At 60.3% G+C, this 12,449-nt stretch carries 9 protein-coding genes; 8 read left to right on the top strand and 1 reads right to left on the bottom strand.

Annotation, left to right across the window (positions count from 1 at the left end; translation table 11 throughout):
* The 8 genes from AB4Z53_RS25660 (at window position 1) to AB4Z53_RS25625 (ending at window position 9,950) form a co-directional block, all read left to right on the top strand.
* The gene (locus tag AB4Z53_RS25660) at window positions 1-783 is read left to right on the top strand and encodes a glycoside hydrolase family 16 protein (protein ID WP_441598377.1); all 783 of its coding nucleotides are present in this window, start codon (window positions 1-3) and stop codon (window positions 781-783) included.
* A gap of 100 nt (window positions 784-883) precedes the next feature.
* Window positions 884-2,089 (top strand): glycosyl transferase family 1, encoded by a 1,206-nt coding sequence (locus AB4Z53_RS25655; protein WP_441598376.1) that lies wholly within the window; start codon window positions 884-886, stop codon window positions 2,087-2,089.
* Window positions 2,086-3,084, top strand: coding sequence for a glycosyltransferase family 2 protein (locus AB4Z53_RS25650; protein ID WP_441598374.1), 999 nt, complete (start codon window positions 2,086-2,088; stop codon window positions 3,082-3,084). Before AB4Z53_RS25655 ends, AB4Z53_RS25650 begins: the two co-directional genes overlap by 4 nt.
* Complete coding sequence (locus tag AB4Z53_RS25645) at window positions 3,081-4,007, top strand: glycosyltransferase (protein WP_441598372.1); 927 nt, start codon at window positions 3,081-3,083, stop codon at window positions 4,005-4,007. Before AB4Z53_RS25650 ends, AB4Z53_RS25645 begins: the two co-directional genes overlap by 4 nt.
* Entirely contained in the window at window positions 4,007-5,023 is a 1,017-nt protein-coding gene (locus AB4Z53_RS25640) for a glycosyltransferase family 2 protein (protein ID WP_441598370.1), read from the top strand. The genes AB4Z53_RS25645 and AB4Z53_RS25640 overlap by 1 nt, the downstream gene beginning before the upstream one ends.
* 4 nt (window positions 5,024-5,027) lie before the next feature.
* On the top strand, window positions 5,028-5,933 hold the full coding sequence (locus AB4Z53_RS25635; protein WP_441598368.1) for a UTP--glucose-1-phosphate uridylyltransferase: 906 nt from the start codon (window positions 5,028-5,030) through the stop codon (window positions 5,931-5,933).
* A gap of 68 nt (window positions 5,934-6,001) precedes the next feature.
* Window positions 6,002-8,362 carry a polysaccharide biosynthesis tyrosine autokinase gene (locus AB4Z53_RS25630; RefSeq protein ID WP_441598366.1) on the top strand — a complete coding sequence of 787 codons (2,361 nt, stop codon included), beginning with the start codon at window positions 6,002-6,004 and terminating at the stop codon, window positions 8,360-8,362.
* Window positions 8,363-8,843: 481 nt separating this feature from the next.
* Window positions 8,844-9,950, top strand: coding sequence for an OpgC family protein (locus AB4Z53_RS25625; RefSeq protein ID WP_441598364.1), 1,107 nt, complete (start codon window positions 8,844-8,846; stop codon window positions 9,948-9,950).
* 747 nt (window positions 9,951-10,697) lie between these two features.
* Here AB4Z53_RS25625 and AB4Z53_RS25620 read toward each other — a convergent pair.
* Complete coding sequence (locus tag AB4Z53_RS25620) at window positions 10,698-12,152, bottom strand: TrkH family potassium uptake protein (RefSeq protein ID WP_441598363.1); 1,455 nt, start codon at window positions 12,150-12,152, stop codon at window positions 10,698-10,700.
* Between the last annotated feature and the right edge of the window lie 297 nt (window positions 12,153-12,449).

The following is a 12,449-nucleotide window of genomic DNA, read 5'->3' as shown; positions in this document are numbered from 1 at the left end:
ATGAGATCTTCTGGACCTCTCCGCCTCGCCCTGTTGAGCCTTGTCGCCGTCGGCCTTGCCGGCCCGGCAAATGCTGAAGGCACAGGAGAGGCAAAGTCCTTCATCGACAACTTCGACAGCCTCGACACCAGCATCTGGTACGTATCCGACGGCTGGAACAACGGTGCCCACCAGAACTGCACGTGGTCCAAGAAGCAGGTGAGGGTCGATAATGGCGTCGCCGAGCTCTCCTTCACCGAAGGAAAGCTTGGCGAGCGAAACTACTCCTGCGGCGAGATCCAGACGCGCAAGCGGTTCAGCTACGGGACCTATGAGGCTCGCATCAAAACGGCCGATGGCTCCGGACTGAACTCGGCGTTCTTCACCTATATCGGCCCAGCCGACAAGAAGCCGCACGACGAGATCGATTTCGAGGTTCTCGGCAAGAACTCCGCGAAGGTTCAGATCAACCAATATGTCGCTGCCAAGGGCGGCAACGAAAAACTGGTCGACGTGCCGGGCGGTGCCAACCAGGGCTTCAACGATTACGCCTTCGTCTGGGAGAAGGAGCGTATCCGCTACTACGTGAACGGCGAACTGGTGCACGAAGTGACCGATCCCGCGAAAATTCCCACCAACCCGCAGAAGATTTTCTTCAGCCTTTGGGGAACCGACACGCTTTCGGATTGGATGGGTGCCTTTTCCTACAAGGGCCCGTCGACGATGCAGATCGACCGGATCGCGTTCACCGCACCGGGCGACAAATGCCAGTTTGCCGAGTCGGTCGCCTGCCGGACGAACTAGCCGGCGACCAGGAACCGCATTCATAGGCGACGCGTTCAGACCACAAAGCGCGACCTTACAAACCATGCTCGGCGACGGCCGAGCAGAAAACCGGGTGTTCATGCTGCAGGTACTTTATTTCGCTCAGGATCTTGCCGACCCCGCCGTTCGCCGGCGTGTCCTGATGCTTCTCGCCGGAGGCGCAAGGGTCAAGCTTGCCGGGTTCAGGCGCGACGCCAACCCACTGGCGGCGATCGAAGGCATCGAGCCCATCGAGCTTGGAACAACCCATGACGGGCGTTTCGTGCAAAGGATCGGGGCAATCGCCAGGAGCTGCTTCTCGCTGAGGCACGCTCTGCGCAACGTCGAGCGCCCCGACGTGATTATCGCGCGCAATCTCGACATGCTGGCCATTGCCAGGAAGGCTGTCGGCGTCTTTGGCGGCGACGTGCCGATCGTCTACGAGTGTCTCGACATTCATCGCCTGCTTTTGCGCCGCGACCTCGCCGGCAAGGCGATGCGGGCAAGCGAAGCGTTTCTCGGGCGCGAAGCCCGACTGCTGATCACCAGTTCTCCTGCCTTCGTCGAACACTACTTCCGTCCGCTTTCCGGCATCTCCGCACCGACCATGATGCTGGAAAACAAGGTGCTCGAACTTAACGAGGCGACAGCGCGACCGGTGGCCGCAGCAGCGACGCCGCCGAAGGATAGGCCCTGGCGGATCGGCTGGTTTGGCGCTCTGCGCTGCCGCAAGTCGCTGGCATTGCTGTCGGCGTTTTCCCGCAGAATGGAAGGACGCTTCGAGATCGTGCTGCGCGGCCGGCCGGCCCATTCGGAGTTCGACGACTTCGAAGGTTTCGTGCGCAACGAACCCTTCATGCAGTTCCATGGGCCCTACCGCAGCCCGGAGGAACTGGGCGCGATCTACTCCGACGTACACTTCACCTGGGCGATTGATTTCTTCGAAGAAGGCCAGAACTCGAAATGGCTGTTGCCGAACCGGCTCTATGAGGGGTGCCGCTTTGGCCGCGTGCCAATTGCGCTGCGCGGTACCGAGACGTCGCGGTTCCTGGCCATCCGCGGCCTCGGCATGCTGCTCGATGAGGCCGAACCGGAGGCGCTTGTCGGCCTTCTCGGCTCGATCGACGCCGAGCGCTACGCCGAGGCGTCCGGTCGGATTGCGACCTGCGCGGCCGATACCTGGATTTTCAACCGCAGCGACTGCGAGGGCCTTGTGCGCCGACTTTCCGCAGTCACCTCGACGGCGCCGCCGCGGATCGCACCAACCCTTTCCCCAACACCCCAGAACGAAGGCGGATTGTCATGAGCAACAACACGCTGGCTTCGACACGAACGCTTATCGTCATTCCCTGTCTCAACGAAGCCGAACATCTCGAAGGCCTGGTTGAGGGACTGCGTCCTGCCGCGGCGCGTCTCAACGGCGCCATCCTGATCGTCGACGGTGGCAGCACGGATGGCACGCGCGAGATTGCCGCCCGCCTTGCTGAGGAGGATGCCATGGTTCTTGCCATCGACAATCCCAAGCGCATCCAGAGCGCGGCGATCAACCTTGCCGTCGCAGAATACGGGACGTCCTTCGACTACCTGATCCGCATCGATGCGCACGGGACCTATCCCGACGACTACTGCGAACGTCTCGTCGAAGAAGCGCTTGAGACCGGGGCGGACTCCGTCGTCGTCGCGATGCAGACTGTCGGCTTCACGCCCTTTCAGAAGGCAACGGCCTACGCCCAGAACTCCAAGCTCGGCAATGGCGGCGCCAAGCATCGACTGGGCGCAACCAGCCATTGGGCCGATCACGGCCACCATGCTCTGATGCGGATTTCCGCCTTCCAGGCGATCGGCGGCTATGACGAGATCTTCAGTCACAACGAAGATGCGGAGTTCGACTACCGCTTCCGTCAGGCGGGCTATCGCATCTGGATGACCGACCGGACGAGCATGGTCTACTATCCGCGCGCCGAGGTCGGCCCGCTCTTCCGCCAGTACTTCGCCTATGGACGGGGGCGCGCGCGCAATGTTCTGAAGCACCGGGCATGGCCGAACCTCAGGCAGTTGCTGCCACTTGCCGTGGCCCCCGTCGCCATCGGCGCTCTGCTTGCCGTCATCAACTGGCTCGCCGTCGTGCCGGTCGTCCTGTGGGCCGCGGCCTGCATCGGCTACGGCATGTGGATGGCGCTCGGCCAGAAGAACCCCTACGGCCCGCTTGCAGCCCTTTCGGCCATGGTGATGCATTTTGCCTGGTCGGCCGGCTTCTGGCGCGAGTTGCTCACTTCGCGAAACAGAAAGGTGGCGCCATGACCGGAACGCACGCCAGAACAAGGATCGATATTGCGGTCTGCACCTTCCGCCGTCCCGAGCTTGCGGAAACGCTGCATTCGCTGGCGCTCATCACGGTGCCCGCCGACGTCGACATCCGCGTCATTGTCGCCGACAACGACGCGACACCAAGTGCCGAGCCGCTGGTCAACCAGATGCGCCCGACCATGCCCTTCGAGATCCTTTACGTGCATTGCCCGGCGTCGAACATCTCGATCGCCCGAAATGCCTGCCTCGACAACAGCACCGGACACTATCTCGCCTTTGTCGATGACGACGAGACTGTGTCACGAACCTGGCTCTTGCAGTTGCTCGACACGGCGGTTGCGACCGGTGCCGACGTCGTGCTCGGCCCGGTTCGCGCTGAATACGCGTTGTCCGCTCCGAACTGGATGCGCCGCGGCGACTTTCATTCGACCCGGCCCGTGTGGGTCGAAGGCGAAATCCGCACCGGTTACACCTGCAATGTCCTGCTCGACCTCACGCGTCCGGTCCTTTTCGACAGGCGGTTCAATCTGGCGCTCGGGCGGACCGGCGGCGAGGACACGGAGTTCTTCCGCCACATGCATGCGGATGGCGGACGTCTCGCCTATGCCCCGGAGGCATTGGTCTTCGAGCCGGTTCCGGAAAAGCGCGCGCGCCTTGCCTGGCTTGCCAAACGCCGCTTCCGCTCCGGCCAGACCCACGGGCGGCTGTTAAGTGAGCCGGGCCAAGCCGGCAGGCAGATCGTGGAAATCGCCCGGGCGATGGCCAAGTCCGGCTATTGCGCTGGGGCCAGCCTGCTCCTTCTCGGCTCGCCGGTCGCCCGGTCGCGCTACGCGCTGCGCGCCATCATGCATGCTGGTGTCGTCAGTGGACTTCTCGGCGTGCGTGAACTCCAGCAGTATGGGGCCGCGACCGCCTGATGACGCCCCCCGCACCAGAGGTCAGTTTTGTCGTCGCGGCCTACAACGCCGCAGACACGATCGGCCGCGCCATTGAGAGCGCGCTGGCACAGGAAGCGGTCGATGTGGAAGTGATCGTCGTTGACGATTGCTCCGCCGACGACACCTGTGCCGTGGTCGAAGAGATCACTGATCCCCGCGTCCGGCTGTTGCGGCTTGCCAAGAACCGTGGGCCTGGCGGCGCGCGCAATGCCGGGCTTGAGGCGGCAAGCGGCTGTTGGATCGCCGTTCTCGATGCGGACGACACCATCAGCCCACGACGGCTTTTCCGCATGATCGAGCTGGCGTCGAAGGCGGGCGCCCAGATTGCCGTCGACAACATCGAGGTCGCGAACCTCGACGGGCGTGTCGAGCGCATGTTTCCCGAGGCCTTGCTTGAGCAACACAGCATGTTGACGCTTTCGGCTTTCATTCAATCCAACGTGCTTTTCCGCTCGACCTACAATTTCGGCTATATGAAGCCGATCTTTGAGCGCCGTTTCCTGAACGAGCATGGTCTACGCTTCAAGGAGACCATCCGGATTGGTGAAGACTACATCCTGCTGGCGTCCGCGCTCGCGTCCGGTGGGCGTTGCATCGTCGATCCTTCAGCGGGCTATTGCTACCACATCCGCKAGGGCTCGATCTCCCGGGTGCTTGAGCTTCGCCATATCGAGGCGATGATCGCGGCCGACAGGGATTTCCTCGAGAACCACTCGATCGATACCACAGCGATGACAATGCAGCGGCGGCGCGACAGGAGCCTGCGCGAGGCGCACGCCTTCCTGCGCCTCGTCGATCATCTGAAATCCAGATCGTTGGTGGGGGCCGCCCGGGTGGCCTTCTCCGACCCCCGAGCGCTTCGGCACCTCAGGATGCCGATCGCCGTGCGACTGCGCCGTTTGCTTGCGCCGCTCGCACGCTTGAAGTCCGCCACACCGACGGTGGCGGCTGAACGATCCACCTCGGGCAATAGCCCTCACGTACGTAAAGGATAAAGCCATGGACCGTATCAGGACCGTCAGGAAAGCTGTGATCCCGGTCGCCGGCAATGGAACGCGGTTCCTCCCCGCGACCAAGGCGATACCCAAGGAGATGCTGACGATCGTCGATCGTCCGGTCGTGCAATATGCGGTTGATGAAGCCCGCCAGGCGGGCATCGAGCACATCGTTTTCGTCACCAGCCGCAACAAGCAGGCAATCGAGGATCACTTCGACGATACGCCGGAGCTCATCTCCTCTCTGACCCGTTCCGGCAAGAATGCCCAGGTTTCAGAGCTCGAGGAGATGCTGCCGCGTGCCGGCTCGGTCAGCTTCACGCGACAGCAGGCCCCACTCGGTCTCGGTCACGCCGTCTGGTGTGCTCGCGACGTGATCGGCGATGAGCCGTTCGCGCTGCTCCTGCCGGATATGCTGTGTCACGGTACGCGCGGCTGCATGGCCGGCCTCGTCGACCTCTATCGCCAGACCGGCGGCAACGTCGTCGGCGTCGAACAATGCGCTCCGGAAGATGCGTCGAAATATGGCATCGTCGGCAAGGGCGCGACCGTTCCCTATGGTTTCGAAGTGACGAAAATGGTCGAAAAGCCGCGCGCCGGAGAGGCACCGTCGAACTTTTATCTGAATGGCCGCTACATTCTTCAGCCCGAGATCTTCGACATTCTCGCACACCAGCAACGTGGCGCCGGCAACGAAATCCAGTTGACCGACGGAATGCTGAAACTCTCGCAAAATCAAACGTTTCACGCCCATCCCTATGAGGGGCGCACCTTCGACTGCGGGTCCAAGGAAGGCTTCATCGCCGCCAATGTCGCCTTCGCGCTCGCGCGCTCGGACCTCGGCGACATGGTCTATGCCTCGGTCAAGGACATGGTCCTGTCTCATGAAGGCCGCATCCGCGCGGCATAAAGCTTGTTTGGCGCCTCTTTTCGAGGCGCCAGCCTTTGCACCCAAAGGGAAACGGACAGAGCGACCCAATGAACCAAAGAAGTCTCCCCTTCAATAGCGTCGTGCCGAGGGAAATGGAGGAACCCGACAAGTTCATCGACCTTGACCGGCTCTTCTCGGTCATCGTGCGCCGCGCCAGGCTGGTTGGCGCGTTCGTCGTGCTGTTCCTGGTACTTGGCGCGGTCTATCTCGTGTTCGCGACACCGTTCTATACGTCGATGACGCAGATCCTGCTCGACGAGAACCTCTCGAAATACGCAGAGGAACAGGCGACACCGCAAAACAGCCAGCTGCTCGACACCCAGATGGCGAGCGCCGTCGAGATCCTGAAGTCCGGCGAACTCGCGTTGCGGGTCGTCGACAAGATGAAGCTCGACGACAACGACACGGTTCTCAATCCGCCACGTTCTCCTTTCGGCGTCGCCAAGGACTGGCTGAGATCGGTGACCGGCGTCTTCTCCTTTGGGTCCGATATCTCCGAAGAGGCTGCGCGCAACGGCAGACGGCAGAAGGCAGCTGCACTCATCCAGCAGGGGCTGTCCGTCGAGCGCGTCACCAGAAGCTCCGTCGTGTCCCTTGCCTATCGCTCCAGTGATCCGCAACTCGCGGCAGCCATCGTACGTGGCTATGCCGACGCCTATCTCAACGACCAACTCAACGCCAATTTCGATGCGACGGAACGCGCCTCGGTCTGGCTGCAGGAGCGCCTTGCCGATCTGAGGCAACGCTCGCAGGCAGCGTCCCTTGAGGTCGAGAAGTACCGCAGCGAGAACGGCCTGACGCTCGCGCGCGGCGAACTCATGTCCGAACAGCAACTGGCAGATCTCAACAGCCAGCTCATCATCGCTCAGGCCGATACGGCAAGCGCGTCTGCGCGGTTCAAGCAGTTCCAGGCGATCGTCGATCAGGGGCCCGAAAACGCGGTCAAGAACGCAACGATTTCCGCAAAAGAGGGCGATAACTCCGTCATTCGCGAGCTGCGTACCCGCTATCTCGCCGTCAGCAAGCGCGAACAGGAAGTGTCGCAGAGCTTCAGCGTCGATCATCCTCAGGCAGTATCGCTGCGCAGGGAAAAGTCCGACATCGGCCGGCAGATCTTCCAGGAACTGCAGCAACTGACAGCAAGCTACCGTAACGAATATGAGGTCGCCCGCTCGCGCGAGGCGTCCCTTCGGGAAAATATCGAAGGCACCACGGGTCGCAACTCGGATGCAAACCTGTCGCTCGTGCATCTGCGCGAACTCGAGCAGAAGTCGGCGGCACTGAAGACGCTCTACGAGACTTACCTCAACCGCTACGAGCAGGCTTCACAACAGCGGTCCTTCCCGATCGCCAAGGCCCGTGTCATTTCCACGGCCGGCGTTCCGACTTCGGCCTCAAGCCCGAAGAAGACCCTGGTCCTGGCACTTTCGGCGGTGCTCGGCATGATGGCAGGCGGCGCGTTTGCCGCGTTCCAGGAGTTTCGCGAGCGGACCTTCCGGCTTGAAAGCGACGTGCGCTCGATCCTTGGACACAGGTCCTTCGGTTATGTTCCGCTGATCGGCCCACGCCAACCAACCACGACCGACCGGGTTCGCGCAAGACTGATGAAGGGCAAGGTGCCCCTGCCGACGACGCCGGCCTCCGTGCCGTTCGAACGGGTCAGTCGCATCGTGCTCGACGCGCCGCGCTCGTCTTTTGCCGAGACTTTCCGCAACGCCAAGCTTGCTTGCGACCGGATGCTTCATGGCAGCGGCTCGCGGGTGATCGGCATCGTTTCGGCGGTGCCGGACGAGGGCAAATCGATCATCGCGGCGAATTTTGCAGCATTGCTCGCCGCAAGCGGCAAGAAGACGCTGCTGATTGATGCCGATATCCGCAAGCCCGGCCTCAGCCAGATGGTCAACCCGCCACCGAAGACTGGCCTTGTCGAGGCACTGATCGGCGAAGCCTCCTGGCCCGCCGGCATCAAGATCGACCAGAAGACGAAACTGGCGATCTTCCCGGTTGGCGGGGAAGCTGGCGCAAAGAGCGAGCCCTATGACAGCCACGAACTGCTCGCCTCGCCGGCAATGGCGGAACTCATCGACAACGCCCGCAAATCGTTCGACTACGTCATCGTCGATCTTGCGGCACTTGCTCCTGTCGTCGATGCCAAGGCGTTCTCGCCGCTTGCCGACGGCTTCATCTATGTCGCTGAGTGGGGCCGCACGCCGTCGCGTCTGGTGCGCGACCTGCTCAATTCCGAACCGCAGATCAATGGCAAGATCCTTGGCGTGATCCTTAATAAAACCGATATGAACGAACTGGCGAAATACAGCGACTTCGGTGGAGCCGAGCATTACCGCCATCGCTTCGAGAAGTACTATGTCGAGAACGCCGAGACCTATCGCAGGACAGAGGCGGCGTGAGCGCCCGACTTTGCCCGAATGAGATAAGGAGCCTCACACCGGAGCGGGTCGAGGCTTCTTAAAATGAATGGTCGCGGCAGACCGGATTAAGTATGTCATCCACCGATCGCGCGGCACCTAGCATAAAATATGATGGATGTAGTTATATTTTATGGTAGGTGCCGCCAACCGTGAGAATGTGGTGACTGACCCCGCGATGCCGAAATACGACAGGGAACTGATTTCGATCATTCTAGCAACGCTCGCAACGCTGCTTTTGGTCGCAAGCGCATTGCTATATTTCGTCATCTAAATTGGGAGCTCGAGATGACGAAACGCTCTTTCAATCGGGGCTCTGGTTGATCACGACTTTGCCAAGCATGATTTGTGCGCAACGATTTAGTTAAAAATGCGCCTTTGTCCAGACATCAGAAAATAACGATTTTCTCGTATGGGTTTCCCTGGGATCAGCGTCGTTTTTCGACACCCAACGGGGAGATGAATGGAGAAGCAACGAGAAAGCAGGATTGATCTTCTGCGCGGGCTCGCTCTCCTCTTGATCTTTGTTGGCCATTCCGAGTTCACGTTTTCAGGTTTTGTGCAGCATTCTCGTGGTTTCGCAGATGCTTCGGATGTCTTTGTACTCTTAGCCGGAATGTCCGCCGCCCTCGCCTACTATCGTCCCGACCGATCGCTCCACTTCCTGCAACCGTGGAAACGAGCCTTCACCCTCTATCTCGTCCATGCGTTTTTGTTTTTGGTGCTGGCAAGCATCTCGGCCGCTCTGCTGGTAGCTGTCGGCCCAACCCCCTGGGCCGATATGAATTCGTTCTGGGGCGCGCCTTTTCAGCATGTAGCGGAGGCTCTGCTGCTGATGTACATGCCGGGCAATCTCGATATCCTGCCTTTGTATGTGGTGCTGCTTGGCCTCACCCCTTTTGCCATCTGGCTTCACAAGCGCTCGCGAACTATGTTGCTATGCTTGTCGTGCCTGGTCTGGCTGGCCGCGGGGGTCGGTCGCATCAATCTTCAGAACTGGGCGCTGGCTAGCCGTGAGTGGTATTTCGATCCGTTTTCCTGGCAGTTTCTTTTCGTCATCGGGATGGTTATCGGCGTTGGACTGAAACAGACGAGGCCCGTGCTCAGCTACAATCGTTTGGTGTTTGTCGCGGCAGCCATCTTTGCGATCACAGCCATCCCGATTAATCTTGCCGTATATCTTCGGCTCGCAGAGCCACCATTCAGCGAGCTGTATCATCAACTCGTTTCTAAAACGAACAGCGGCCCGCTGCGCATCCTAAATGTACTGGCGATCCTGTATCTCGCATGGAACATCCGCGCCGTACAGGCTGCGGCCCGTCAACCCGCCTTTCGTTTGCTCTGCGCAGCCGGCAAGCACAGTCTTCCTGTTTTCTCGGTCGGTCTACTCCTCGTTTGTGTAACCAGGACACTGGTGAACGCCACACCAAACCCGTCGCTACTGATCCAAGCGACATTGCTGGTTGCGGGTTGCCTGTTACAGTTGGCGGTTGCTTGGTGGCTCGACGAGCGCCACAGGGAAGCTAGCTGGCGCGCGCACGCGGCATTAGCGACCCCCAAACGGCCGTAACCCCGTTCATCCAGCGAGTGGTCGTTAGAGGCAGTTTCTGAACCCACAAAGGGAGACCGGGTTGATTATCTCACCCCGCTGACACGCGGGGATCCTTTACCTTAAAGTGTGCAGACAAGGTCGGATCGCGATCGAGCAAGTCTCGCCATTCCTGTTCTGTGATGAGGCCAAGCCGAAACTCTTTGAGAAGAAATTGCTGTTCCTCAGTAAGTGGCGGGAGTTCGTCGGACTCTGACCACCCGAACATCACATAGTCCACCAATGTCCGCAGAAAGTGCCGCATCTCTACACTATGCTGGCCGCAACGTGTTGGCGCAAGCTGCCTTGCGGCACTCACACGTTTCACAAAAGCGACAGCGCCTACGCTCAGTTGAGTATCGACTGAGGAAAATCATGATTCCGGACGAAATTGCCGCAATAGCCTGGAGCGTTTCGGCCCGGCATTTGGCACGCGGACAACGCGACCCCACGATGATGGTTGCGGAGGCGATTGTATTAGAGCGGCAACGCTGTTTGGATATTGCCGCCGAGTGCTGTGGAGAAAACAGCGACGTCGCAAGAGAGATACGACGCACTGGCAGATGAGGCACAGTTTTCCGATCGGCAAATCGCCGGCTATGTGGCTTCATACCTGACGCCATTAGCCGAGCGCAGCCCTATGATCGACCGTAGCCACGTCCGCCCCCCGGTGGGCATTCGCCGGCAGGAGGCGCACTGGCGCCGATTTGAAAGGAAACAGCCTCGACCTCAATCCTTCCAGAAGAGCGGCGTCAGGATGACGAGCACCGTCAGGATTTCGAGACGGCCAAGCAACATCATGACCGACAGAAGATAGAGGGCAGGATCTGACAGGGTCGAGAAGTTGCCGGCCGGCCCGATGATCGGCCCTAATCCGGCGCCGACATTGGAGAGCGCCGTCGCAACGGCGGAGGCTCCTGTGACGAGATCATAGCCCATGGCGCCCATCGCCAGGCTGCCGAACGCCCAGATGAACATGTAGGCCGTAAAAAACATGAACACCGTGCGCTGGACGTCTATATCGACGAGGCCCTTGCCGTACCGCACTGTATGCACCGCATTCGGGTAGATCAGCTTGAAGAGCCCTGCCCGAATGGAATTGAAGATGATGATGAACCGGTAGGCCTTCATGCCGCCGGCTGTCGAGCCGGAACAGCCGCCCATGAAGGTGGCGGCAAAGGCGAGCGCGACAATGAACTCCCCCCACAGCATGTAGTCATCGCTGGCAAAGCCGGTCGTCGAGAGGATCGACGAGACCGTGAAAAACCCATGCGCAAGCGCATCGTTTGCAGCAACGCCGTTGGCGACCCGCTGATAAAGACTGGCGGCAAGCGCAAGCACGGTCAGATAGGACAGGAAAACGATAATCTGCGGGTCCTTCAGCGTATCGAGGCGACCGCGTACGATGAAGAGAATGAGCACCGAAAACGGCAGGCTGCTCAAGGTCATGAAGAACGTGGCGACCCAGAGGATCGGCAGGCTTTTGAAGTAACCGAGCGACGCGTCGTGGGTGGAAAAACCGCCGGTCGCGATCGTCGACATCGCATGGTTCAGCGCGTCGAAGCGGCTCATGCCGAGATAGGAGTAGATGATCGTGCAGGCGACGGTCAGCACCACATAGATGAGAATGAACGCACGCGTGAAGGTGACGATCCTGGCAAAGGGCTTCTCAGTCGTATCCGAGGATTCCATCTTGAAGAAGGACATGCCGCCGACGCGCAAATAGGGCATGACGAAGAGCCCGAGCGCCACGATCCCGATGCCGCCAAGCCAATGCAGCAGCGAACGCCATAAAAGAATGCCGGGCGGGGCGAAGTCGAGACCGGTGATGACAGTCGAACCGGTCGTGGTGATGCCGGAGACGGACTCGAACAGGGCCTTTGCGAATTCAAGCTTGAGCGACGACAGCCAGAAAGGCACCGCCCCAACGAGCGAGATGACGATCCAGAGAAGGTTGACGACGAGGAAGCCCATCTTGCGGCTGAAAGGCGGTGGGCCACCCTGGGTCGCCGCCACCGTCAGGAGCGAGATGCCCCCTGTTATGAAGGCCGACACGGCAAAGATCCGCCAGTCCGGATGCCCGTAGAACAGGTCGACCGCCGCAGGAAGAAGCATCGCCAACGACAGGTAGAAAGCTGCCTTGGCGGCGATGTTGATCGCGGACTGGTAGAGCGATGCATGCAAGGGTCGACGGCCTCAGCGCAGTTGCCCGAAAGCCCGAATCGGCTGTTGGGATAGGTGGCCATTCAATCTGAAAGACGCGCGATTCGCACCCGCTACGGCTGGCAGACCCGTCCGACTACGGCCAAGAGCCAGTTTTCCATCTTGCATTCCCCCATTTCATCACTGTCACTGGGGCACCCGACCGCATCGAATACACCAACGCCCTGCGCTACCGCAGCCGTTCTGCGGCATTTTGCCCAATCAATTCTAACTCACGAAAAGATCAGGCCTTTCAGGCGCGACAAGTCATCACCTTGA

Source organism: Ensifer sp. 2TAB8 (genome assembly GCF_052115125.1).
In the GTDB taxonomy this organism is placed as follows: Bacteria; Pseudomonadota; Alphaproteobacteria; order Rhizobiales; family Rhizobiaceae; genus Ensifer.
This window is presented reverse-complemented; position numbering and strand designations above follow the sequence as displayed.